The organism is Micromonospora sp. WMMC415 (genome assembly GCF_009707425.1).
In the GTDB taxonomy this organism is placed as follows: Bacteria; Actinomycetota; Actinomycetes; order Mycobacteriales; family Micromonosporaceae; genus Micromonospora.
This window is the reverse complement of record NZ_CP046104.1, coordinates 4984605-5008021: the sequence shown is the minus strand read 5'-3', so window position 1 is coordinate 5008021 and position 23417 is coordinate 4984605. Positions and strand designations below refer to the sequence as shown.

The following is a 23417-nucleotide window of genomic DNA, read 5'->3' as shown; positions in this document are numbered from 1 at the left end:
CCGCGAAAGAGTGGCCGCCCGACCTCGGGCAGCCACTCTTTCGCGCGGTACGGAGGGGGACGCCGCCGGCGGCGTTCGCCTCAGGAGCCGGGGGTGTTGTCGCCCCGCTTGGCGGTTGCCGCGAGGTAGTCGCGGTTCAGCCGGCCGATGGTGTTCAGCGGGATGCCCTTCGGGCAGACCACGGTGCATTCACCGGCGTTGGTGCAGCCGCCGAAGCCGGCCTCGTCGTGCGCGTCCACCATGCCGATCACCCGCGTGTAGCGCTCCGGCTGGCCCTGCGGCAGCAGCGAGAGCTGGGTGACCTTGGCGGCGGTGAAGAGCATGCCGGAGCCGTTCGGACAGGCCGCCACGCAGGCGCCGCAGCCGATGCAGGCGGCCGACTCGAAGGCGGCGTCCGCGTTGGCCTTGGCGACCGGGACCGAGTGCGCCTCCGGGGCGCTGCCGGTCGGGGCGGTGATGAAGCCACCCGCCGCGATGATCTTGTCGAACGCGTTGCGGTCGACCACCAGGTCCTTGATGACCGGGAAGGCCCGGGCCCGCCACGGTTCGATGTCGATCGTGTCGCCGTCCTTGAACTGCCGCATGTGCAGCTGGCAGGCGGTGGTGCCGCGCTGCGGGCCGTGCGCGTTGCCGTTGATCATCAGGCCGCACATGCCGCAGATGCCCTCGCGGCAGTCGTGGTCGAACGCCACCGGCTCCTCGCCGGCGAGGATCAGCCGCTCGTTGAGCACGTCGAGCATCTCCAGGAACGACATGTCCGGGGACACGTCGTCGACCTGGTAGGTCACCATCCGACCCTTGTCCTCAGGGCCCTTCTGGCGCCAGATGCGCAGGGTCAGGTTCACTTGTAGCTCCGCTGCGTGGGGTGGACGTATTCGAACTTCAGGTCTTCCTTGTGCAGTACGGGCTGCTCGGCGCCGTACTCCCAGGCCGCCACGTACGCGAACCGCTCGTCGTCGCGCTGGGCCTCGCCGTCGGGGGTCTGGTGCTCGGCCCGGAAGTGACCGCCGCAGGACTCCTCGCGGTGCAGGGCGTCGATGCACATCAGCTCGGCCAGCTCGAAGAAGTCGGCCACCCGGCCGGCCTTCTCCAGCGACTGGTTGAGCCCGTCGGCGTCACCGATGATCCGCACCCGCTGCCAGAACTGCTCGCGCAGCGCCCGGATCTCGTCGATCGCCTTGCGCAGGCCGGCCTCGGAGCGCTCCATGCCGCAGTGTTCCCACATGATCTGGCCCAGCTCGCGGTGGAACGAGTCGACCGTGCGGTCGCCGTTCACCGCCAGCAGCCGCTGGATGCGGTCCTCGACGTCGCGCCGCGCCTCGACCGCCGCCGGGTGGCTCGCCTCGACCTTCTCGAACGGCCCCGCCGCCAGGTAGTTGGCGATGGTGTTCGGGAGGACGAAGTAGCCGTCGGCGAGGCCCTGCATGAGCGCGGACGCGCCGAGCCGGTTCGCGCCGTGGTCGGAGAAGTTCGCCTCGCCGATCACGAACAGGCCGGGGATGCTCGACTGGAGGTCGTAGTCGACCCACAGGCCGCCCATCGTGTAGTGCACGGCGGGGTAGATCCGCATCGGGACCTCGTACGGGTCCTCGCCGGTGATCCGCTCGTACATCTCGAAGAGGTTGCCGTACTTCGCCTCGATCGCCTTGCGGCCGAGCCGCGCGATCGCGTCCGCGAAGTCCAGGTACACGCCGAGGCCGCCCGGGCCGACGCCGCGGCCCTCGTCGCAGACGTTCTTCGCGGCTCGGGAGGCGATGTCCCGGGGCACCAGGTTGCCGAAGGAGGGGTAGATCCGCTCCAGGTAGTAGTCCCGCTCGTCCTCCGGGATCTCCCGAGGGTCGCGGTTGTCGCCCTTGGCCTTCGGCACCCACACCCGGCCGTCGTTGCGCAGCGACTCGCTCATCAGGGTCAGCTTCGACTGGTGGTCGCCGGAGACCGGGATGCAGGTCGGGTGGATCTGCGTGTAGCAGGGGTTGGCGAAGTAGGCGCCCTTGCGGTGCGCCCGCCAGGTGGCCGTGACGTTGCAGCCCTTGGCGTTGGTGGAGAGGTAGAAGACGTTGCCGTACCCGCCGGAGGCGAGCACGACCGCGTCGGCGAACTCCGTGGTGATCTCGCCGGTGACCAGGTCCCGCACGACGATGCCCCGGGCCCGGCCGTCGACGATGATCAGCTCCAGCATCTCGTGCCGGGCGTTCATCTCCACGTTGCCGAGGCCGATCTGCCGCTCCAGCGCCTGGTACGCGCCGAGCAGCAGCTGCTGGCCCGTCTGGCCCCGGGCGTAGAAGGTGCGCTGCACCTGGGCGCCGCCGAAGGAGCGGGTGTCGAGCAGGCCGCCGTACTCGCGGGCGAACGGGACGCCCTGGGCGACGCACTGGTCGATGATGTTGACCGAGACCTCGGCCAGCCGGTGCACGTTCGACTCGCGGGAGCGGAAGTCGCCGCCCTTGACGGTGTCGTAAAAGAGCCGGTGCACCGAGTCGCCGTCGTTGCGGTAGTTCTTGGCGGCGTTGATGCCGCCCTGTGCGGCGATCGAGTGCGCGCGGCGCGGGCTGTCCTGGTAGCAGTACGACCTGACCCGGTAGCCCTGCTCGGCCAGGGTGGCCGCGGCCGAGCCGCCGGCCAGGCCGGTGCCGACCACGATCACCGTCATCTTCCGGCGGTTGGCCGGGTTGACCAGCTTCGCCTCGAAGCGGCGGCGTTCCCAGCGGGTCTCGATCGGGCCCTCGGGAGCCTTGGCGTCGGCGATCGGGTCGCCCTGGGTGTAGAGATCCATGGTCAGGACACCAATCCGGTGAGTACGGCGAACGGGACCACGAGGAAGCCGGCGCAGAGCGTGACGGCGAAGACCAGGGCGGCAGTACGCGCCCGCTGCTCACCCTTCGGTGTCTGCTGCCCCAGGCTGCGGAACGCGCTGAACGCCCCGTGCCGCAGGTGGAAGCCCAGCGCGACGATCGCCAGGGTGTAGAAGAGCGTGACGTACCAGCGCTCCGGCGCGAAGTCGGCGACGACGTTGGCGTACGGCTTGGTCGGGTCGCCGACCGGGTTCAGGTGACCGGTGGTCAGGTCGAGCAGGTGGTAGATCACGAAGAGCAGGATGATCACCCCGCCCCAGCGCATGGTGCGGGCCGCGTAGCTGCCCTGGACCTTCGGGCGGTGCGCGTACCGGACGGGGCGAGCGGCGCGGGAGCGCCGGGCCAGCGCGGTGGCGGCGGCGATGTGCGCCACGACGGCGACGGTCAGCACGCCGCGCTGGATCCAGAGGAACCAGACGCCCGGCAGCAGCGGCTTGCCGATGTCGCGCAGCCAGTGCGCGTAGTGGTCGAACGAGGTCTCCCCCGTGAACACCTTCAGGTTGCCGAGCATGTGCAAGATCAGGAACAGCACCAGGAGGATGCCCGTCACCGCCATGACGGCCTTGAGGCCGACGTTGGAACGGATGGGCGACCGCGTTCTCGTGACTACCACACGACCGACGCTAAGAGCCGATTGATCAGGCGTCCAATGCATCGAACCCGCAGTTTTGATAGCCGTAAGCTATGAAGATGCAGCTCCATCAGCTCCGGTACTTCGTCGCGGTCGCAGAACTACGACATTTCACCCAGGCGGCCGACATGGTCGGCATCACGCAACCCTCACTGAGTAAGCAAATTCACGCTCTGGAGGCCGACCTGGGGGCGCCGCTCTTCGAACGGGTAAGGGGCAAGATCGGGCTCACCACGGCGGGGGAGGTGCTGCTGCCGCTGGCCAAACGGATCCTCGCCGACGTGGACACGGCGACCCGCGAGGTGCAGGAGCTGGTGGGCCTGCGGCGCGGTCGCGTCCGCCTCGGCACCACCCCCAGCCTGGCCACCTCGCTGGCCCCGCCGGTGCTGCGCCGCTTCCGTGACGCCCACCCCACCGTCGACCTGCGCGTCGAGGAGGGCGGCTCGCAGGACCTGGTGCGCGACCTGCTGCGGGGCGACCTCGACCTCGCGCTGATCATCGCGCCCGCCGCGGGCGCCGATCCGGGGCTGCGCACCGACGCGATCCTGACCGAGAGCCTGGTCGTCGCCAGCGTCGACCCGCTGCCCGGCGCCTCGCCCGCCGGCGAGGTCCGCGTCACCGACCTGCGCGACCAGCCGCTGGTGATGTTCCGTGAGGGCTACGACCTGCGCGATGCCACCCTCCAGGCCTGCCGGGACGCCGGCTTCGAGCCCCGGGTCTCGGTCGACGGCGGCGAGTTGGACGCTGTGCTGAGCTTCGTCGAGGCGGGGCTCGGCGCCGCCCTCGTGCCCGGCAGCGTCGTCGCCCGCCGGCCCGGCGTCCACGTCACCCGCCTCGCCCCGCCCGGCGTCCGCCGCACGATCGCCGTGGCCCGCCGCCGCGACGTGGTCCCCACCCACGCCGGCCGCGAACTCCGCCGGATCCTGCTCGACTACGTCCAGCGCGCGGTCGCCGGCCGCGAACTGCCCCCCGGCGTGGAGCCGCTCTAGCCCTGGCCGCCCCCGGCGGCTGCGTCACGACCGGGGCTAACGACGCCAACCATGGTCGTACCGCCCGCCGAGCGTGACGACGAACCGCTCCACAGCGGACTCGTCGTACCCGCTCAGGGTTTCAAGACAACCCCATGCGGTCATCGCGATTCCGTCCGAGAGCTTCTCGGACGGCGCGAGGACCACCTTGTCGGCATGTCGTTTGGCGACCCGTTCCAGGTCGGCGATCGTGGACTCCGGCGTGGTCTCGGCGTACAGGATGATGACGTGCCCGTGCTCCATGGCGTGCACGGCGAGGCCCTCGGGCACGGCGACCGTGTACCGCCCGGGGGCGAGACTGAAGGCGAAATGTGGGCCGGAGGTGGGCGGCTGTGAGTTGTAGCGCACCTGCTCCATCTCGGACTGGGAGACATGCGGGCTGTCCATGATCGGAAACGTCGTGCCCGCAGGACACGAATGGAGGGCGTCTCCGGGCGGTGATCCGGCCACCGTCCCGACCAGCGTCCGCCAAGGGCCGACCAGCAGCGCGGCCAGCGTCGCGCAGAGCGTCAGTCCGAGGCCGCACCGCCAGAGCCACCGCCTACCCCGCTCGCTCACCGCAACCTCCCGGCACGCCGCAGTCGACGTTCCCGCACCGCGAGCGCGGGGGGACCACCGAACATCACGATCAGGTAGGCGACGACGGCCACGGATTCCCAGAACACGAGGTCCGTCAGAGTAAAAGTCAGGAGGTTGTGGACGACCCACGTTCCCATGGCGAGAAGAAAGCGCAGCTGAAATGTCAGCAGCAACCAGAACACCGCGATCATTCCTGCCAGATACACCAGGCCAAACCAGCGCGCGACCGAACGGTCGTGCGGACTGATGTTCTCGAGTTCCGTTTGCTCCCGTGCGTCGAGTCCCCACAACCGCGCCTTGTTTACCAGCCAGGTCGCTCGATAGAGGTTGTGGCAACGAAGCGCATTTGCCAGCACCGCGTACATGTCGCTGCGTAGGAATATTCCGCCGCACTGCCAAGCGATGCCCAGGATCTCGAAGAGCACCACGGCGCCGAGGAAACGGTCGAAGACGGCCGGAAGATTCCAGAGATCCTCGCGGTGCCCGAGGCGGGCGACGAGCGCCAATGCCAACACCGTGACATCGAATGCCATGCCGGCGAGGAACGGGCCGTAACGCCGACGCCGGGAGGTCGCCACCAACTGCGTCAAATCGGTCTCGAAGACGAGATAGGCGGCTCGGTAACTGACCCGGAACGTGGCCGGGATCCCGATCGCCCGGCCAGCCAGCCAGTGCCACGCCTCATGCGCCGCCGCGAGGGCGAACCCGACCGGAATGAAGACCAGTACCGACAGCACCGGATCGGTGAGGAACCAGGCGTGTTCGAAGGTTGGCCGGAGGTCGGGTCGGGCGCCGAGAAGAACCCCGACGAGCAGCGCCGCGCTCAGGTAGCCGCCCCACGCCACCGGACCGAACAGGCGCCGGGCGACCTCTGGGCGCACGCCCTCGATCCAACGGATCTGGCGGCTCCGGCGGCCGCCCGTGGGACGCTCTACGGGCGCATCGTCCGGTGGCGACGGCTGTCCGGGCGGATCGAGGAGGCCGGCCTGAGCGAGACCGGAGAGGAAGTCCACGCCGTCGACGGGCGCTCCGGCGGCGGTGCTCGCCCTCGCCGTCGCGTCGTCGAGGGAGCAGCCGGCCTGGAGGGCCTGGACGAAGACAGCGCCCGGTTTCGGCACCGCCACGTACCTGCGTAGGTCGGGTCGTCCCAGCACCCATTCCGCGCCGTCCTCGGCGACGACCAGGAGCGACGCCCCCTCAGCCTGGGCGGGGTCGATCGAGGAATGCACTGGGATTGACCCTTCCGGTAATGCCAGTCCTGAGACGGCCACCGTGCGGGGTCACTCCGAGAAAGTGTTGCGATAGCCCGGCCCGGCTGGCGCCGATGTGATATCGGCGCCAGCCGTCCCCCGCAGGGCGGATTGGTGATACGGCGCGTACGTCAGATTGCGCGGTATCTCGTGGTTTCACGTGCTGAACTCAGCACTCCGCGCCACAGCGGATCGTCAGACGGACGTCCTCGATGGGACGAATCTCAATCTTCATTTGTGTCACCCCCGTTCTGTGTCTGGCGGCTCGGTTCCGGAATCCGAATGCGACCCCGTCCCCAAGCATCGTCGACCGTCACGATCCCAAATGCTGTTGCCGGCTGTCAAGATTGCTGCCGTCCTGCGATCGCCGATTTTTCACCCCCCCCCCGGACCGAAGGCCCGAGTGCGCTCGCGACGCGGTGGCGCGCCTACCGCCCCTCGGCGTCGTCCATGGCGCGGTAGATGCGCTGCTCGCTGACCGGGTACGGGGTGCCGAGCGCCTGGGCGAAGACGTTCACCCGCAGCTCCTCGATCATCCAGCGGATCTGCCGGACGGCCGTCGACTGCCGCTTCGTCGGCGGCAGCGCGGCGAGCAGGTCGGCGTACTCCTTCTGCACGGTCGTGATCCGGTCCTGCTGCTGCTTGTCGCGGGCCGGGTTGCCGGGCAGCCGGTCCAGCCGGCGCTCGACCGCCGTCAGGTAGCGCAGCAGGTCGGGCAGGCGTGCGTACCCGGTCTCGGTGACGAAGCCGGCGTGCACCAGCCCGGTCAGCTGCGCCCGGATGTCGGCCAGCGCGGCCACCACGGCGAGGTTCCGGGTCGCGCCCAGGCGCTGCTCGATCGCGTACGCGGCGGCGAGCACCTTCCGGACCCGGTCCATGACGTCCACGACGCTGTCCACCAGTCCCGCGCGCACGGTCTCGCGCAGCGCCGCGAACCCCTCGGCGTCCCAGGCGGGCCCGCCCGCGTCGGCGATCAGCTTGTCGATCGCCGCGCCGGCCGCGTCCTCGATCAGCGCCTGCACCCCGCCGTGCGGGTTGCGGCTCAGCGCCAGCTTCGCCTCGTTGGACAGGCGCCCCTGAAGGATCTTCGCCGGCGAGGGCACGGTCAGGCGGAGCAGCCGGCGGGTGCCCGCCCAGTGCGCCGCCTCCTGCTCGGCGGGGGAGTCGAACACCTTCACCCCGACCGTCGCGCCCTCGTCCACCAGCGCCGGGTACGCGGTGACCGCGTACCCGGCCCGTACCTGCTCGATCGTGCGGGGGAGGGTGCCGATGCTCCACTCCGTCAGCCCGGTCCGCGCCACGTCCGGCGCGGCGGCCGCCACCACCTGGCGTACCTCCGCCTTGAGCTGGCGTTGCAGGGCCGGCAGGTCCTTGCCCTCGGCGACCGGCGCGTCGTCGTCGCCGAGCACGCGGAAGGTGACCCGCAGGTGCGGCGGCAGCTTCGCGACGTCCCAGGCGTCCCGGGGCACGGTCACCCCGGTCATCCGACGCAACTGCCGGGTCAGCGCGTCCAGCAGCGGCTCCTCGCCGGCCGGCAGCTGCGCGAGGGCGGCGCGGGCGTAGTCCGGCACCGGGACGAAGTTGCGCCGGATCGCCTTGGGCAGCGAGCGGATCAGCGCGACGACGAGGTCCTCGCGTAGGCCGGGGACCTGCCAGTCGAAGCTCTCCGCCGGCACCTGGTTGAGCAGCGGCAGCGGGATGTCCACGGTCACGCCGTCGGTCGGGGTGCCCGGGTCGAACGTGTACGTGAGCGGCAGGCTCACCCCGTCGGCCCGCCACTCGTCCGGGTAGTCGGCCTCGTCGACCCCGCCCCGACCGGCGTTGACCAGCAGCTCGCGGGTGAAGGTGAGCAGGTCCGGCCGCTGCCGGCGCTCCTTCTTCCACCACGCGTCGAAGTGCCGCCCGGAGACCACGTCGGCCGGGATCCGCTCGTCGTAGAACTGGAAGATCGTCTCGTCGTCGACCAGGATGTCCCGCCGCCGGGCCCGGTTCTCCAGCTCCTCGATCTCCGCGAGCAGCTTCTGGTTGTCCCGCCAGAACTGGTGGTGGGTCTGCCAGTCGCCCTCCACCAGCGCGTGCCGGATGAACAGCTCCCGGCTCAGCGCCGGGTCGATCCGGCCGAAGGTGACCTTGCGGGAGGTGACGATCGGAATCCCGTACAGGGTCACCCTCTCGTAGGCCATCACCGCGGCCTGCTTCTTCTCCCAGTGCGGCTCGCTGTAGCTGCGCTTCACCAGGTGCTGGGCGAGCGGCTCGACCCACTCCGGCTCGATCCGCCCGTTCACCCGGCCCCAGAGCCGGGTGGTCTCCACCAGTTCGGCGGCCATCACCCAGCGCGGCGGCTTCTTGAACAGCGCCGACCCGGGGAACAGGGCGAACTTCGCCCCCCGCGCCCCCAGGTACTCGTGCTTCTGCGGGTCCTTCAGGCCGACGTGCGACAGCAGCCCGGCCAGCAGGGACTGGTGCACCTTCGGCGTGTCGATCTCCTCCGGCAGGTCCGCGCCGGCCCGGCGCCGCCCGCCGCCGTCGGGCGCGGCCTCCGCCGGCCCGCGCCGGCCCTGCTCCTTCTCCGGGGTACGCAGCACCTGCCGCAGCTGGCTCACGATGTCCTGCCACTCGCGGACCCGCAGGTAGTTCAGGTACTCCGCCTTGCACATCCGCCGGAACGCGCTCGACGACAGGTCGCGCTGCTGCTCGCGCAGGTACCGCCACAGGTTCAGGTACGCGACGAAGTCCGACTCCTTGTCCGCGAACCGCGCGTGGGCCTGGTCGGCCTGGGCCTGCTTCTCGACCGGGCGCTCACGCGGGTCCTGGATCGACAGCGCCGCCGCGATCACGACCACCTCGGTGGCGCACCCGTTGCGCTCGCCCTCGAGCACCATCCGGGCCAACCGGGGGTCCACCGGCAGCTGGGCCAGCCGCCGGCCGAGCGCGGTGAGCCGCTTCGCCGGGTCGGTCTCGGCCGGGTCCAGGGCGCCCAGCTCGTGCAGCAGGTTCACACCATCGGTGATGTTGCGCCGGTCCGGCGGGTCGATGAACGGGAACGCGGCGATGTCGCCGAGCCCGATCGCCGTCATCTGGAGGATGACCGACGCCAGGTTGGTCCGCAGGATCTCCGGGTCGGTGAACTCGGGGCGGGACAGGAAGTCCTGCTCGTCGTAGAGCCGGACGCAGATGCCGTCCGATGTCCGCCCGCAGCGCCCCTTGCGCTGGTTGGCCGACGCCTGGGAGACCGGCTCGATGGGCAGCCGCTGCACCTTCAGCCGGTGCGAGTAGCGGGAGATACGGGCGGTGCCCGGGTCCACCACGTACTTGATGCCCGGCACCGTCAGCGAGGTCTCCGCGACGTTGGTGGCGAGCACGACCCGGCGCCCGGTGTGCGGGGCGAAGACGCGGTGCTGCTCGGCGGTGCTCAGGCGCGCGTACAGGGGGAGGATCTCGGTGCCCAGCAGCGACCGCTTCTTCTGCACCAGCCTGCCGAGCGCTTCCGCGGTGTCCCGGATCTCCCGCTCGCCGGAGAGGAAGACCAGGATGTCGCCGGGCCCCTCGGCGGCGAGTTCCTCGACCGCGTCGCCGATGGCCTGGATCTGGTCGCGGACGTTCTCCTCGTCCGCCTCGTCCTCGTCCTCCGCCTCGGTCACCTCGACCAGCGGCCGGTACCGCACCTCCACCGGGTAGGTCCGGCCGGACACCTCGACGACCGGGGCGGGGTTGCCCTCGGCGTCGGCGAAGTGCCGGGCGAACCGGTCGGTCTCGATGGTCGCCGAGGTGATGATCACCTTGAGGTCGGGGCGCCGGGGAAGGAGCTGCTTCAGGTAGCCGAGGATGAAGTCGATGTTGAGGCTGCGCTCGTGCGCCTCGTCGACGATGATCGTGTCGTACTGCCGCAGCATCCGGTCGGTCTGCAGCTCGGCGAGCAGAATGCCGTCGGTCATCAGCTTGACCAGGCTGTGCTCGCTGACCTGGTCGGTGAAGCGCACCTTGTAGCCGACCACGTCGCCCAGCTCGGTGCCCAGCTCCTCGGCGATCCGGTCGGCCACCGTCCGCGCGGCGAGCCGGCGCGGCTGGGTGTGCCCGATCAGCCCGTGGATCCCGCGCCCCAGCTCCAGGCAGATCTTGGGCAGTTGGGTCGTCTTGCCGGACCCGGTCTCGCCCGCGACGATCACCACCTGGTGGTCACGGATCGCCGCCGCGATGTCGTCCCGGCGCTCGCTGACCGGCAGCGCCGGCGGGTAGGTGATCGCCGGTACGGCCGCCCGCCGGCCCGCCAGCCGCGCCTCGGCCCGCGCCACGTCCTCGGCGATCTCGGCCAGCGCCGACTCCCGCCGCTGCGGGTCCCGCAGCTTCCGGACACCCTCCAGGCGCCGCTGGAGGCGGCGCTGGTCACGGAACATCAGGGGGCTCAGGCGGCGGTGCAGCTCGCGTACGGAGTCGGGCGCGGCGGAGGCGGCTTCTCTCTGCATGTCGCCGCCAAGGATAGGCAGGCCGGACGCGCAGCGCCCCGGGGTTATCGGCGTGCAGGCCCTAGAGTGGACCGCCGACGTCGACCACCGGGGGCGGGGAGCATGACGATGCGGGACACCGACCGGGCGCTGGTGCAGGCGGCCACGGCGGTCGCGAAGCTGCGCTGCCGCAGCGACCGGCACACCGTGGCGGCGGCCGCGCGGACAACCGACGGGCGGATCTTCAGCGGGGTGAACCTCCGCCACGCCACCGGCGACGTGTGCGCCGAGGTCGTCGCGGTCGGCGCCGCCGCCACCCAGGGCGTCACCGAGCTGGAGACGATCGTCGTCGTGGGGGACCGGGGGCGGGAGGTGCTGCCGCCGTGCGGGCGCTGTCGCCGGCTGCTGCACGACCACCACCCCGCACTGCGGGTCATCGTCGGCGCGGCGGACGCCCTGCGCTGCGTGCCGCTCGCCGAGCTGGCCGCCGGGTCGGCCGCCCCGCCGGACCAGCAGCCGGACGCGACGCCCCGGCACGCCGGCTGACCCGCGCCGGCAGGTCGCCGGTCAGCCGTCGACGGCGCCGGAGCCGCGCGTGCGGGTGCCACCGGCCGTCCCGTCCGGGTGCGCCGTCGAGGCGCAGCGGTAGCCCGGCTCGCGCAACGGCCGTCAGTCGCCGGCCGCGGCCTCCAGCATCGAACGGGGCACCGGCACGCTCTCGAAGCGGAGGATCCCCTCGGGCACCATCCAGCTCATCACCTGGACGGCCAGCCGTCCGGCGCGGACCGCCGGGTCGTTCGCGTACAGCTCGCGCGCCTCGTCCGGCGAGATCGAGAGCACCACGAAGCCGCGCAGCCGCTCGTCGTCGGCGTCGACGAACGGACCGGCGGCGAGCACGAGACCCTGCTCCACCAGCCCGGCCTGATGTGCCAGGTGGGCGTCCTGGAGGCGGTCGAGCGCCTCCTGGGGCAGCTCCGGCGCGTCCGACGGGCGGACCAGGAGGACGACCGTGTGCTGGTCGAATCGCATCTTCCCAGGGTAGGGCCGCGCCGGTCGTGGAGCGCCGCTTCCCCGCGTCGGATCGGATCGACCGCCGCTGGTTAGGTCTCCCTAACCTCGTGAGCTAAGGTAAGGCGCACCTAAGCGCCCTGTTCAGGAGACCCGTGACCACCCTCGCCACCCGGCCCGCCCCGGCCGGTTCCCCCACCCGCGGGCGCGTCGGCCGCCGGTTGGCGATCACCGCCGCGGCGGCGATCGTGTTGGTCCTGGCGGTGCTGGCGAGCTTCGCCCTGGGGAGCCGCCCGCTCAGCGTCGACCAGGTGTGGCACGCACTGGTCGCCCCGGACGCCGGGGAGGCCACCACGATCGTCCGGGACCTCCGGATGCCGCGCACGGCGCTCGGCCTCGCCGTCGGGGCGGCGCTCGCCGTGGCCGGGGTGCTGCTCCAGGCGCTGACCCGCAACCCCCTGGCCGAGCCTCGGATCCTCGGCATCAGCGCCGGCGCCTCGTTCGGCGTCGTGCTCGCCATCTCCGTGTTCGGGGTGTCCACCCTCGCCGGGTACGTCTGGTTCGGCATCACCGGCGCGCTCGGCGCCGGTGTGCTGGTCTTCGCCGTCGCCGCACGCGCCCGCGAGGGCGCCAGCCCGGTCACCCTCGCGCTGGTCGGCGCGGCCCTCGACGCGAGCCTGGCCTCGATCGTGTACGCGCTGCTCAGCATCGACGCGCGCACCTTCGAGGACTACCGGTTCTGGGTCGTCGGCGGGCTCACCGGTCGGGACCTGTCCGTCGCGGCGCAGGTGCTTCCGTTCGTCCTCGCCGGCCTGGTGCTGGCCGCCCTGGTCGCCCGGGGCCTGGACGCCCTCGCCCTCGGTGACGACGTGGCGCGGGGGCTCGGGCACCGGATCGAACTGGTGCGCCTGGGCGGCGGCGCGGCCGCCGTGCTGCTGACCGGTGCAGCGGTCGCCGCCGCCGGGCCGATCGCGTTCGTCGGCCTCGCCGTCCCGCACCTGGCCCGGGCCCTGGTCGGCGCGGACCACCGCTGGACGCTCGCGCTCTCGGCCCTCCTCGGGCCGGCGTTGCTGCTCGGCGCCGACGTGGTCGGCCGGCTCGTCGACCCGCCGGGCGAGGTCCCGGCCGGCATCGTCACCGCGCTGATCGGCGCGCCGCTGCTGGCGATCATGGTCCGTCGCGCCAAGGTGGTGACGGCGTGAGCGCCACCGCGCTGCCCGGGCGGTCACTCCTGAAGGCCGGGCCGGTCAGCGTGCAGATCCGCCGCCGGGCGGTGCTCGTCGCCGCCGTGCTCGTCGTGCTGCTGCTCGCCGCCGCCGTGGTCAGCCTCTCCGTCGGCACCCCGTTCGTCGCCGCTCCGGACGTGCTCAGGGCGATCTCCGGCGCCGGCACCCCGTACGACCTGGTGGTCCTCGACCTGCGGCTGCCCCGGCTGGTGCTCGCGGCCGTGGCCGGCGCGGCGTTCGGGGTGGCCGGCACGCTGATCCAGAGCGTGGCCCGCAACCCGCTGGCGAGCCCGGACGTCATCGGCATCACCCAGGGCGCCGGCCTCGCGGCCACGGTGGCCCTGACCAGCGGCGCCGCCGCCGTCCTGGTGGCGCCGAGCGCCCTGGTCGGCGGGCTGGTCGCCGCCGGCCTGCTGCTGGTGCTCGGCGCCCGGCACGGGCTGGCCGCCCAGCGCTTCGTGCTCGCCGGCGTGGCGGTGGCGTTCGCGCTGCGGGCGCTCACCGAGGTGGTCCTGCTCACCGCCGACCCGATCGACGGGCTGCGGGCGCAGATCTGGCTGATCGGCACCCTCGCCGGCAAGGGCTGGACGGAGACGGTGTGGATCACCGCCACGCTGGTCGCGCTCCTGCCGGTGCTGGCCTGGGCCGGGTGGGCGCTCAACAGCAGCGCCCTGGACGACGACACCGCCCGCGGCATCGGGCTGCGGCCGGTGGCCCGGCGGCTCGGGCTGGCCGGCACCGGCGTGCTGGTCGCCGCGATGGTCACCGCCCAGGTCGGCGCCGTCGACTTCGTCGCGCTGGTCGCCCCGCAACTGGCCCGCCGCCTGGTCCGCGCCGAGCGCCCGCCGCTGGTGTGCGCCGCGCTGCTGGGCGCGCTGCTGCTGGTGCTCGCCGACCTGGTCGGCCGGCGGCTGTTCGCGCCCACCCAGTTGCCGGCCGGGGTGCTGACCGCCGCCATCGGCGGCCCGTACCTCATGTTCCTGCTGCTGCGCGGCCGCCGGAGGTCGTCGTGAACGTGCCGGCTGTCACTGCTGTCACGAATGCCGGAAAGTCGCTCGCCGCCCCTCGGAAGGAGGTCTGATGCTCTCCACCCGCGACCTGGTCGCCGGCTACGACGAGCGGACCGTGCTGGACGGGCTCGACCTCGACCTGCCCCGCGACGCCTTCACCGTGATCGTCGGACCGAACGCCTGCGGCAAGTCGACGCTGCTCCGCACGATGGCCCGCCTGCTCACGCCGCGCCGAGGAACGGTACTGCTCGACGGGGCCGCCATCCGGGACCTGCCGACCCGCGAGGTCGCGCGCCGGCTCGGGGTCCTGCCGCAGAGCCCGCTGGTGCCCGAGGGGGTGACGGTCGCCGACCTGGTGGGCCGGGGCCGGCAGCCGTACCAGCGGTGGTGGCGGCAGTGGTCCGCGGAGGACCGGGAGGCGGTGGACCGGGCGATGGCCCTCGCCGACATCGCCGGTCTGGCCGACCGGCCGGTCGACACCCTCTCCGGCGGGCAGCGCCAGCGGGTCTGGATCGCGATGACGCTCGCCCAGGACACCGAGGCGCTGCTGCTCGACGAGCCGACCACCTTCCTCGACCTCGCGCACCAGGTCGAGGTGCTGGACCTGCTGCACCGGCTACGCGCCGAGGGGGGCCGGACGGTCGTCGCCGTGCTGCACGACCTCAACCAGGCCGCCCGGTACGCCGACCACCTGATCGCCATGCGCTCGGGCGCCGTCGTCGCGGCCGGACCGCCCCGGGACATCCTCACCGCCGACCTGGTCCGCGACGTCTTCGGCCTCGACTGCGTCGTCGTGCCCTGCCCGGTGACCGGCGCCCCGCTGGTGGTGCCGGGCCTCAGCAACCCGTCCCTGGCGCCGCTGCCCGGCACCACCGACCTGGCTCCCGGCACCGGCTCGGCTGACGGCACCGGCGTGGCTTTCGGTTCCGGCGCCGACTCGGCCACCGGTAGCAGCCAGGACGCCGGCGCCGCCCCGTCCGCCGGCGCCGAGCCGGCCTCCGGCACGGCACCTGAACCGATCACCACGGCTCGTGCCGGTGACCGGTCGACCTCCGCCGACCCCACCGCGGCGGGCGCCGCCCCGGCAGCCCGCCCCTCCGCCGACGACGCGGCCACCTCGCGCGTCGGCTCGTACCCCTCGAAAGGACACTGATGCGTCGTCTCGCCGCCGCCCTCACCGCGGCGCTCGCCCTCGGCGTCGGTCTCACCGCCTGCGGTGAGAGCGACCCGGTCGCCGGCACCGCCACCGCGGAGACCCGGGAGATCACCCACGCGATGGGCACCACCAAGGTGCCCGCCGAGCCCAAGCGTGTCGTCGTGCTCGACACCGACAAGATCGACACTGCCCTGTCGCTCGGCGTCACGCCGGTCGGGGCCGCCACCGCCGGTCAGGCGAAGAGCTGGCCGACCTACTTCGGCGAGGAGAAGCTCGCCGGCATCAAGGAGGTCGGGGTGCTCACCGAGCCCGACCTGGAGGCGATCACCGCCCTGAAGCCGGACCTGATCCTCGGCAGCAAGTTCCGCCAGGAGAAGTTCTACGACGAGCTGGCCGCGATCGCGCCGACCGTCTTCACCGAGAAGGTCGGCATCACCTGGAAGGAGAACTTCCTCCTCGACGGCAAGGCGCTCGGCAAGGAGCAGCAGGCTCGTGACCTGCTCACGACGTACGAGACCCGGGCCAAGGAGTTCGGCGCCAAGCTCGGCGACGCCGCCACCCGCAAGGTCTCCATCGTCCGCTTCATGCCGACCGAGATCCGGGTGTACGGGCCGGACTCGTTCTCCGGCATCGTCATCGGCGACACCGGCCTCGGTCGTCCGGAGCGGCAGCAGCTCACCGGCAAGGAGGACCGGCGGATGGACCGGGTGAGCCCGGAGCGGATCGGGGAGGTCGACGGTGACGTCATCTTCGTGACCGCGTACGGCGAGAAGGCCGCCGCGGAGCAGGCCAAGGTGACCGGCGGCGCCCTCTGGAAGGGCCTGTCCGCGGTCAAGGCCGGCAAGGCGCACGTCGTCTCCGACGAGATCTGGATGACCGGCATCGGCGTCGGTGCCGCCAACAAGATCATCGACGACCTGGCGAAGTACCTGGCTGCCTGACCGGCCGCCCGCCGCCTCAAGATCCGCGCAACGTCACCGGAGATGCTGCCTCGTGTACGACCGAGGCAGCATCTTCCCCGAAGTTGCGCGGATCTTGCCCGGTCGGGTCAGGCGGCGGTGGTCCAGAGGGACTGGAAGGCGGCGGCTTCGCCGGCCAGCCAGCGTTCGATCTCGTCCGGCTTCGCCGTCGGCGGCATGTGGTGCGCCGTTCCACGGCGGACGTCGACCAGGACCGGCTCGGCGTGCGGCAGCACCGCGTCCATGTGGCGGGCCATCAGGTGCAGCGTGGCGAGCACGGCGTCGTCGCTGGGCGGGGCCTCGTCGAAGTGCAGGCGGACCGCCTCGGCGCGACCGTCGGAGTGCCGTACGCCGAAGTGCGGGTTGATCTTGACGGGTAGGTCGCCCAGGAGGGCGAGCGCGTCCCGGGTCTGCGCCAGGTCGACGGACCTCGGCTCACCCAGGGAGTGCAGCCAGGCGGTCGCTCCCGGCACGAGTGCCTGGTAGAGGGGGCGCCACCGGGGCTTGACGGACTCGGCCACCTGTTCGAGATGGGTGCCCCCGGTGTGGAAGGCGATGTCGGCCTTGAGTGCCTTGACGAACTGGCCGTGCGGGTTGAAACCGGACCGGCTCGCCCGCTGCTTGCGCAGGCCACCGACGAAGGTGGCCTTGGTCGGGCCGGTGCGGTCGACGTACCTGGTGAAGCCGAGGAGCGTGGCGTAGGGGGTGAGCGGGGTGGCGGAGGTGGGCGCGGTCACGAGCATCCTCCCAGGTCAGCAGCTCGATTAGTACATACATTCTAATCGACGGGAGTGACATCGCCCAGGGAACGAAAAGGGCCGCCCGGACATCCCGGGCGGCCCGCGTACGCGAAATCTAGAGCTGTCCCACCGCGGTGATCCGGACGACCGCGGCGCCCGCCTCGTCGGAGGCCGCGAGGTCCACCTCGGCGCTGATGCCCCAGTCGTGGTCACCCTCGGGGTCGTCGAGGATCTGCCGCACCGTCCACGTCGAGCGGCCCTGCTCGATCATCAGCAGCGCCGGCCCGCGCGCGTCCGGCCCGACCCCGATCGAGTCGTACGCCTCGAAGTACGGCTCCAGCGCGTCCGCCCACGCGTCGGCGTCCCAGCCGTCCCCGGCGTCGAGCTCCCCGAGGAGATCCCACCGGCGCAGGGCGGCCAGCTCCACCCGGCGGAACAGGGCGTTGCGCACCAGCACCCGGAACGCCCGCAGGTTGCGGGTCACCGCCGCCGGCCGGTCGTCCAGCGCCGCGGCGACCTCCTCGACGTCGGACGGGTTGCGCAGCCGCTCCCACTCGTCGATGAGGCTGGAGTCGACCTGGCGGACCAGCTCGCCCAGCCACTCGATGAGGTCACCCAACTCCTCGGTCCGGGCGTCCTCGGGAACGGTCTGCCGCAGCGCCTTGTACGCGTCGGCGAGGTACCGCAGCACCAGGCCCTCGGAGCGGGACAGCCCGTAGAACTGGACGTACTCGGTGAAGGTCATCGCCCGCTCGTACATGTCCCGGACGACGGACTTGGGGGAGAGCTGGTGGTCGGCGACCCAGGGATGGCCCTGCCGGTACATCTCGTACGCGCCCTCCAGCAGTTCGGCGAGCGGCTTGGGCCAGGTCACCTCGTCGAGCAGTTCGAGGCGGGCCTCGTACTCGATGCCCTCGGCCTTCATCGCGGCGACCGCCTCGCCGCGGGCCTTGAACTGCTGCGCGGAGAGCACCTGGCGGGGGTCGTCGAGGATCGACTCGATCACGCTGACGACGTCCAACGCGTAGGACGGGGACTCACGGTCGAGCAGCTCGACGGCCGCGAGGGCGAGCGGCGACAGGGGCTGGTTGAGCGCGAAGTCGAGCTGGAGGTCGACGGTGAGCCGGACCCGCCGCCCGGCCTCGTCCGGCTCGGGCAGTTCCTCGACCACGCCACCGGCGCGCAGGGCCCGGTAGATGGCGATGGCCCGGCGGATGTGCCGCCGCTGGGCGGCCCGGTCCTCGTGGTTGTCGGTGAGCAGGTGCCGCATCGCCGCGAACGCGTCGCCGGGCCGGCCGATGACGTTGAGCAGCATCGAGTGGCTGACCTGGAAGCTGGAGGTCAGCGGCTCGGGCTCGGCCTCGACCAGGCGCTGGAACGTCGGTTCGCCCCAGCCGATCGAGCCCTCCGGCGGCTTCTTCTTGACCACCTTGCGGCGCTTCTTCGGGTCGTCGCCCGCCTTGGCGAGGGCCTTCTCGTTCTCGATGACGTGCTCGGGCGCCTGGACGACCACCCGGCCGAGGGTGTCGAAGCCGGCCCGCCCGGCGCGACCGGCGATCTGGTGGAACTCGCGGGCCTTGAGCAGTCGGGTCCGTACCCCGTCGTACTTCGACAGGCCGGTGAACAGCACGGTGCGGATCGGCACGTTGATGCCGACACCGAGGGTGTCCGTCCCGCAGATGACCTTGAGCAGGCCGGCCTGGGCGAGCGTCTCGACGAGGCGGCGGTACTTGGGCAGCATGCCCGCGTGGTGCACCCCGATGCCGTGCCGCACCAGCCGGGACAGGGTCCTGCCGAAGCCGGAGGTGAACCGGAAGTTCCCGATCGCCGCCGCGATCATGTCCTTCTCGGCGCGGGTGCAGACGTTTACGCTCATCAGCGCCTGCGCGCGTTCCAACGCGGCGGCCTGGGTGAAGTGCACGACGTACACCGGGGCCTGCTTGGTCTCCAGCAGCTCCTCCAGGGTCTCGTGCAGCGGCGTCATCGCGTACGAGAAGAGGAGCGGGACCGGCCGCTCGGCCGAGCGGACGACGGCGGTCGGCCGGCCGGTGCGCCGGGTCAGGTCGTCGACGAATCGGGTGGTGTCGCCGAGCGTCGCGGACATCAGCACGAACTGCGCCTGCGGCAGCTCGATCAGCGGCACCTGCCACGCCCAGCCGCGGTCCGGCTCGCTGTAGAAGTGGAACTCGTCCATGATCACCTGGCCGACGTCGGCGCGGGTGCCCTCGCGCAGCGCCAGGTTGGCCAGGATCTCCGCCGTGCAGCAGATCACCGGGGCGTCCGGGTTGACGCTGGCGTCGCCGGTGAGCATGCCGACGTTGTCGGCGCCGAACACCTCGCAGAGGGCGAAGAACTTCTCCGACACCAGGGCCTTGATCGGGGCGGTGTAGAAGGTCGTCCGGTCGTCGGCCAGGGCGGCGAAGTGCGCCGCGATCGCGACCAGGCTCTTCCCGGAGCCGGTCGGCGTGTTCATGATCACGTTAGCGCCGGAGACGATCTCGATGACCGCCTCCTCCTGGTGGGGGTAGAGGTCGAGGCCGCGCTCCTTCGCCCAGCCGGCGAACGCGTCGTAGAGGGTGTCGGGGTCGGCGCTGGCCGGCAGCGCGGCGGTGAGTGTCATGGCGCGTCCATGGTGCCTGGATCATGGCGTCGCGCGCCAACCGGGGCCAGCCGAGTGTTAACAGGGGGCCCTTCCACCTCGCCAGGCGTTAAGAAGGGGCCCTTCCTTTCACCGGCGGCGGTAGATCAGGTCGGCGATGGGGCGGCCGGCGGTCAGGGCGCGGCGTTCGAACTTCGTCACCGGCCGGTGCGCGGGGCGCGGGGCGAACCCGTCGTGGGTGTTCGCCAGCCCCGGGTCGGCGTCCAGCGTCTCCCGCATCGCCTCGGCGTACTCGGCCCAGTCCGTCGCGCAGTGCAGCGTCCCGCCGGCGACGAGCCGGGAGCGGAGCAGCGCCACGTGGGCCGGCTGGATGATCCGCCGCTTGTGGTGCCGCGACTTCGGCCACGGGTCCGGGAAGAAGACGTGCACCGCGTCCAGCGACGCGTCGGGCAGGCCGCTGACCAGGTCCAACGCATCGCCCCGGGCCACCCGGACGTTGCCCAGCCCGTGCCGTTCCACCAGGTCGAGGAGGTTGGCGATTCCGGGCGTGTGCACCTCGACCGCCAGATAGTCTCGATCCGGGTCGGCGGCGGCCATCGCCGCGGTGGTGTCGCCCATCCCGGAACCGATCTCCAGCACCAGCGGGGCCCGCCGGGGGAACAGGTGGGCCGGGTCCACCGGAGTGCCGGGCACGTCCGGGACGGCCAGGCCGTGGACCGGCCAGAGCCGCTCCAGCGCCGCGGTCTGGCGGGCGGTCATCCGGCCGCGACGCGGGTGGAAGGTGCGGACGCTCCGCGCGGCGGCGGTGGCGGGAAAGTCGGTGGCGGTCACAGCGATCCGAGCGTACGCGAGGACCGCGCCGCACCGGATGTGATGTACGACGGGGGATGAGAGGATCCACCCGTACGGCAGACCGGGCGTCTGTGGTGCCCGGCCGCTGCGCCGGGAGGGGGTTGTGGTGACGGTGACCCGCGGTGGCCTCGCGCTCTCGATCGCGGCTGCGATCGTCGGGCCGCTGCTCGCCGCGGCCGCTGCCCCGCTGTTCGCCGTTACGCCCGCCACGGCCGCCCCGCCGCGGGCCGCCGGCCTCGCCCGTGGTGCGCTGCCCGACGGCCGTCCGCTCACCGCCGCGCCGGCCGCCCGTCCGGTGGGGGCCGTTGCGGTCGCCGCGCCCGCGCCCTCGGGTGCGCCGCAGCCCCAGCCGCCGACCGTCTTCGTCGAGGTGAGCCCGAGCACCGTCCAGCCCGGCTTCCTGGTCGGCATCCGGGCGAGCTGCCGGGACAACTCGATACCGGCGGTGGTGTGGTCCGACGCGTTCGGGCGGGTCCAGGTGCAGCCGCAGCACGGGTTGCTGACGGCGACGCCGATGGTGCGGGAACGCACGCTGCCGGGAAACTACCGGGTCAAGCTGGAGTGCCGGGACGGCGAGAGCGCGTCGACGATGCTCCAGGTCGTGAGGTCGGTCCGGCCCAGTCGCGGCCCGGCCACCGGGTTCGGCGGCGCGGCCGGTGACGCGGCGGGCGGGCTGCTGCTGCCGGGTGGGGTCGCCCTGACGGTGACCGGCCTGGTCGTGTGGTTGGTGTCCACCCGTCGGCCGCGTGGCGCCGCCCGACGCTGACCACGACCATGGCATCCTCCTCCGCCTCCCGGCCGGCCGCCCGTACGGGCCGCCGGTCGCCGTGGTCGGTTCCGCTGGCCGTCGTGCTGGTGCTCGTCGGGGTCTTCGCGACCGGCGCCGGGCTCGGGCGCACCGTGGGGCCGCTGGACTGGGCCACCACGGCCAACGCCGACCGGCCGGCCCGTGGCGAGCGGGGTGGCCTGGGTGCGAGCCGCCCCGTCCGCCTGGCCGTACCCGCCATCGAGGTCTCGGCCCCGGTCGAGCCGGTGGGCCAGGCCCGGGACGGCTCGATCGCCGTACCGCCGTTGGAACGCGCCGAGGAGACCGGCTGGTACGACCGCGGCCCGACCCCGGGGGAGCCGGGCTGGGCGGTCATCGTCGGCCACGTGGACACCAAACGCGGCCCGTCGGTCTTCCACGACCTGCACAAGCTGCGCGCCGGGGACACGATCGAGGTGACCCGCGCCGACGACTCGGTGGTGCTGTTCCGGGTGGACTCGGTGGAGCACTTTCCGAAGGACCAGCTCCCCGCCGAACGGGTCTACAACGACGAGGGGACGCCCGGCCTGCGCCTGATCACCTGCGGCGGCGACTGGGTCGGTGGCCGCACCGGCTACGCCGACAACGTCATCGCCTTCGCCACCCTGGTCTCCTCCCGCACCCCGTGACCCGCCCGGTGGCCCGCCTGGTGACCTGCCCGGTGACCTGCCCGGTGACCTGCCCGGTGACCTGTCCGGTGACCCGCCCGGTTGATCATGAGGTTGACGGATGAGAATCGGGCAAAACCACCCGCTAACCTCATGATCAACGTGGCGGCGGGGTGGGAGCTGGGTCAGGCCCGGGGTGGGACGGACTGGACCACCTCGAACTCCAGCAGGGTGGCGCCGGAGGCGACCGGCTTGCGGGGCTGCTCACCCGGGGGCGTGGCGTGGGCGGCGCGGGAGGGGCCGGCGGCCCAGGCCTGGTACGCCTCCTCGCTCTCCCAGCGCGTGTAGACGAAGTACCGGTTCTCGCCGGCCACCGGGCGCAGCAGCTCGAAGCCGAGGAAGCCCGGGGAGTTCTCCACCGCACCGGCCCGGGCGGCGAAACGCTTCTCCAGCTCCTCGCCGGCTCCCGGCGGGACGTCGATTGCGTTGATCTTCACGACTGCCATGGCTCCCACCCTAGGGCCTGTCCTGCCGATCATCAGCCGGCCTGCGGCGGATCCAGGCGACGCCCGGCGGCGTTGAAAGATTCGTCCGGATACAACACCGGTATCCGGACGAATCTCCGCCTTGCCGGATCGCCGCCTGGACCTCGCCTCGGCTCGACATGACCGGCAGGACAGGCCCTGGTCACGGCGTGCGGCCGGGCCGCCTTGGACGTCGGCGCGGGTGCCGGTCGCCCGGGCGGGCCGCAGTGCGGAACCCGACGTTCGACGACGCGCGCGTGCCGTTCGGCCGGACGGGTCAGAACGACTCGACGGCCGGGACCAGGTCGGCGTCGACGACGATCGGGGCGTGGTCGGAGGGGCCCTTGCCCTTGCGGGCCTCCCGGTCCACATACGCCGAGCGGACCGCGCGCGCGAACGGCGCCGAGGCGTACACCAGGTCGATCCGCATGCCCTTGTTCTGGTGGAACATCCCGGCCCGGTAGTCCCAGTACGTGAACGGGTGGGGGCCCTTCATCGGGGTCGGCACCACGTCCGAGAGGCCCAGGTCCCGCAGGGCCGCCAGGGCGGCCCGCTCGGCCGGCGTGACGTGGGTGGAGTGGGTGAACAGCGCCGGGTCCCACACGTCCGCGTCGGTGGGGGCGACGTTGTAGTCACCGCAGACCGCCACCGGCAGCGCCCCGGTCAGCTCGACCTCGAGCGCGTCCCGCAGGGCCGCGAGCCAGGCCAGCTTGTACGCGTAATGCGGGTCCTCCGGCGTGCGGCCGTTGGGGACGTACACCGACCAGACCCGCAGCCCGTCGCAGGTGGCGGAGAGGGCACGGGCCTCCGGGTCGGGGAAGCCGGGCTCGCCGGGGAACCCGACGGTCACGTCGGCCAGGCCGACCCGGGACAGGATGGCGACACCGTTCCACCGGCCGTCGCTGTGGCTGGCCGCCGTGTAGCCCAGGTCGCCGACCTCGGCCACCGGGAACGCCCCGTCCGGGCACTTCGTCTCCTGAAGGCAGACGACGTCGGGCTTCGTGCCGGCCAGCCAGTCGAGCAGGCGGGGCAGGCGGGCCTTCACGGAGTTGACGTTCCACGTCGCCAGGCGCATGCCTCCAGCCTGCCTGATCCGCCGCCGGCCCGCCGCCCGGCCGGGCGCGTGTCGCGGGGCCGGGGCGCGTGAG

The 23417-nt window shown here is 72.3% G+C and carries 19 protein-coding genes and 1 pseudogene; 8 read left to right on the top strand and 12 right to left on the bottom strand.

Annotation, left to right across the window (positions count from 1 at the left end; genetic code table 11):
* Positions 1-80 precede the first annotated feature (80 nt).
* Genes GKC29_RS23655 through GKC29_RS23645 form a run of 3 tightly spaced genes read right to left on the bottom strand, consistent with a single transcriptional unit; the run spans position 81 to position 3507 of the window.
* On the bottom strand, positions 81-845 hold the full coding sequence (locus tag GKC29_RS23655; protein WP_155332916.1) for a succinate dehydrogenase/fumarate reductase iron-sulfur subunit: 765 nt from the start codon (positions 843-845) through the stop codon (positions 81-83).
* Entirely contained in the window at positions 842-2773 is a 1932-nt protein-coding gene (locus GKC29_RS23650) for a fumarate reductase/succinate dehydrogenase flavoprotein subunit (RefSeq protein ID WP_155332915.1), read from the bottom strand. Before GKC29_RS23650 ends, GKC29_RS23655 begins: the two co-directional genes overlap by 4 nt.
* Positions 2774-2775: 2 nt before the next feature.
* The gene (locus tag GKC29_RS23645) at positions 2776-3507 is read right to left on the bottom strand and encodes a succinate dehydrogenase cytochrome b subunit (protein ID WP_155332914.1); all 732 of its coding nucleotides are present in this window, start codon (positions 3505-3507) and stop codon (positions 2776-2778) included.
* A gap of 29 nt (positions 3508-3536) precedes the next feature.
* On the opposite strand from GKC29_RS23645, the gene GKC29_RS23640 reads away from it, so the two are divergent.
* On the top strand, positions 3537-4472 hold the full coding sequence (locus GKC29_RS23640) for a LysR family transcriptional regulator (RefSeq protein WP_155332913.1): 936 nt from the start codon (positions 3537-3539) through the stop codon (positions 4470-4472).
* Between the two features lie 36 nt (positions 4473-4508).
* Here the strand turns inward: GKC29_RS23640 and GKC29_RS23635 are convergent, their stop codons facing one another.
* The 3 genes from GKC29_RS23635 to hrpA form a co-directional block, all read right to left on the bottom strand.
* Positions 4509-4898: a DUF3105 domain-containing protein gene (locus GKC29_RS23635; RefSeq protein WP_155332912.1), complete on the bottom strand. Its 390-nt coding sequence runs from the start codon at positions 4896-4898 to the stop codon at positions 4509-4511.
* A 167-nt stretch (positions 4899-5065) separates the two neighbouring features.
* A complete protein-coding gene (locus tag GKC29_RS23630) occupies positions 5066-6319 on the bottom strand; it encodes a hypothetical protein (RefSeq protein WP_155332911.1) in 1254 nt (417 codons plus the stop codon).
* 449 nt (positions 6320-6768) lie between these two features.
* Entirely contained in the window at positions 6769-10803 is a 4035-nt protein-coding gene (gene hrpA / locus GKC29_RS23625) for an ATP-dependent RNA helicase HrpA (RefSeq protein ID WP_155332910.1), read from the bottom strand.
* Between the two features lie 108 nt (positions 10804-10911).
* Here hrpA and GKC29_RS23620 point away from each other — a divergent pair, with 108 nt between their 5' ends.
* On the top strand, positions 10912-11328 hold the full coding sequence (locus GKC29_RS23620; protein ID WP_230688780.1) for a cytidine deaminase: 417 nt from the start codon (positions 10912-10914) through the stop codon (positions 11326-11328).
* A 123-nt stretch (positions 11329-11451) separates the two neighbouring features.
* On the opposite strand, the gene GKC29_RS23615 is transcribed toward GKC29_RS23620, so the two are convergent.
* Complete coding sequence (locus tag GKC29_RS23615) at positions 11452-11811, bottom strand: YciI family protein (protein ID WP_155332908.1); 360 nt, start codon at positions 11809-11811, stop codon at positions 11452-11454.
* 134 nt (positions 11812-11945) lie between these two features.
* Here GKC29_RS23615 and GKC29_RS23610 point away from each other — a divergent pair, with 134 nt between their 5' ends.
* The 4 genes and pseudogenes from GKC29_RS23610 (at position 11946) to GKC29_RS23595 (ending at position 16123) form a co-directional block, all read left to right on the top strand.
* Positions 11946-12992 carry an iron ABC transporter permease gene (locus GKC29_RS23610; protein WP_155332907.1) on the top strand — a complete coding sequence of 349 codons (1047 nt, stop codon included), beginning with the start codon at positions 11946-11948 and terminating at the stop codon, positions 12990-12992.
* Positions 12989-14029 carry an iron chelate uptake ABC transporter family permease subunit gene (locus GKC29_RS23605; protein ID WP_196255699.1) on the top strand — a complete coding sequence of 347 codons (1041 nt, stop codon included), beginning with the start codon at positions 12989-12991 and terminating at the stop codon, positions 14027-14029. Before GKC29_RS23610 ends, GKC29_RS23605 begins: the two co-directional genes overlap by 4 nt.
* A gap of 67 nt (positions 14030-14096) precedes the next feature.
* Positions 14097-14900 (top strand): annotated as a pseudogene (locus GKC29_RS23600) (ABC transporter ATP-binding protein); the annotation flags it as partial.
* A gap of 278 nt (positions 14901-15178) precedes the next feature.
* Positions 15179-16123 (top strand): ABC transporter substrate-binding protein, encoded by a 945-nt coding sequence (locus tag GKC29_RS23595; protein WP_155332906.1) that lies wholly within the window; start codon positions 15179-15181, stop codon positions 16121-16123.
* 107 nt (positions 16124-16230) lie between these two features.
* On the opposite strand, the gene GKC29_RS23590 is transcribed toward GKC29_RS23595, so the two are convergent.
* From GKC29_RS23590 to trmB, 3 genes are all read right to left on the bottom strand, one after another.
* The gene (locus GKC29_RS23590) at positions 16231-16878 is read right to left on the bottom strand and encodes a hypothetical protein (protein ID WP_155332905.1); all 648 of its coding nucleotides are present in this window, start codon (positions 16876-16878) and stop codon (positions 16231-16233) included.
* Between the two features lie 118 nt (positions 16879-16996).
* Entirely contained in the window at positions 16997-19501 is a 2505-nt protein-coding gene (locus GKC29_RS23585; protein WP_155332904.1) for an RNA helicase, read from the bottom strand.
* Positions 19502-19609: 108 nt separating this feature from the next.
* Positions 19610-20311 carry a tRNA (guanosine(46)-N7)-methyltransferase TrmB gene (trmB, locus tag GKC29_RS23580; protein ID WP_155332903.1) on the bottom strand — a complete coding sequence of 234 codons (702 nt, stop codon included), beginning with the start codon at positions 20309-20311 and terminating at the stop codon, positions 19610-19612.
* 124 nt (positions 20312-20435) lie between these two features.
* On the opposite strand from trmB, the gene GKC29_RS23575 reads away from it, so the two are divergent.
* Together GKC29_RS23575 and GKC29_RS23570 are read left to right on the top strand one after the other, a co-directional pair.
* Positions 20436-21098: a hypothetical protein gene (locus GKC29_RS23575; RefSeq protein ID WP_155332902.1), complete on the top strand. Its 663-nt coding sequence runs from the start codon at positions 20436-20438 to the stop codon at positions 21096-21098.
* A gap of 8 nt (positions 21099-21106) precedes the next feature.
* A complete protein-coding gene (locus GKC29_RS23570) occupies positions 21107-21766 on the top strand; it encodes a class F sortase (protein WP_196255698.1) in 660 nt (219 codons plus the stop codon).
* A gap of 164 nt (positions 21767-21930) precedes the next feature.
* Here the strand turns inward: GKC29_RS23570 and GKC29_RS23565 are convergent, their stop codons facing one another.
* Both GKC29_RS23565 and GKC29_RS23560 read right to left on the bottom strand, forming a co-directional pair.
* The gene (locus GKC29_RS23565) at positions 21931-22251 is read right to left on the bottom strand and encodes an antibiotic biosynthesis monooxygenase (protein WP_155332901.1); all 321 of its coding nucleotides are present in this window, start codon (positions 22249-22251) and stop codon (positions 21931-21933) included.
* A gap of 295 nt (positions 22252-22546) precedes the next feature.
* A complete protein-coding gene (locus GKC29_RS23560) occupies positions 22547-23344 on the bottom strand; it encodes an exodeoxyribonuclease III (protein WP_155332900.1) in 798 nt (265 codons plus the stop codon).
* Between the last annotated feature and the right edge of the window lie 73 nt (positions 23345-23417).

Coding starts and splice junctions, on each gene's coding strand:
- GKC29_RS23585 (WP_155332904.1), bottom strand. CDS start 19,501: ATGACACTCACCGCCGCGCTGCCGGCCAGCGCCGACCCCGACACCCTC.
- GKC29_RS23650 (WP_155332915.1), bottom strand. CDS start 2,773: ATGGATCTCTACACCCAGGGCGACCCGATCGCCGACGCCAAGGCTCCC.
- GKC29_RS23615 (WP_155332908.1), bottom strand. CDS start 11,811: ATGCGATTCGACCAGCACACGGTCGTCCTCCTGGTCCGCCCGTCGGAC.
- GKC29_RS23635 (WP_155332912.1), bottom strand. CDS start 4,898: ATGGACAGCCCGCATGTCTCCCAGTCCGAGATGGAGCAGGTGCGCTAC.
- GKC29_RS23570 (WP_196255698.1), top strand. CDS start 21,107: ATGGCATCCTCCTCCGCCTCCCGGCCGGCCGCCCGTACGGGCCGCCGG.
- hrpA (WP_155332910.1), bottom strand. CDS start 10,803: ATGCAGAGAGAAGCCGCCTCCGCCGCGCCCGACTCCGTACGCGAGCTG.
- GKC29_RS23620 (WP_230688780.1), top strand. CDS start 10,912: ATGCGGGACACCGACCGGGCGCTGGTGCAGGCGGCCACGGCGGTCGCG.
- GKC29_RS23595 (WP_155332906.1), top strand. CDS start 15,179: ATGCGTCGTCTCGCCGCCGCCCTCACCGCGGCGCTCGCCCTCGGCGTC.
- GKC29_RS23645 (WP_155332914.1), bottom strand. CDS start 3,507: ATGCATTGGACGCCTGATCAATCGGCTCTTAGCGTCGGTCGTGTGGTA.
- GKC29_RS23640 (WP_155332913.1), top strand. CDS start 3,537: ATGAAGATGCAGCTCCATCAGCTCCGGTACTTCGTCGCGGTCGCAGAA.
- GKC29_RS23565 (WP_155332901.1), bottom strand. CDS start 22,251: ATGGCAGTCGTGAAGATCAACGCAATCGACGTCCCGCCGGGAGCCGGC.
- GKC29_RS23560 (WP_155332900.1), bottom strand. CDS start 23,344: ATGCGCCTGGCGACGTGGAACGTCAACTCCGTGAAGGCCCGCCTGCCC.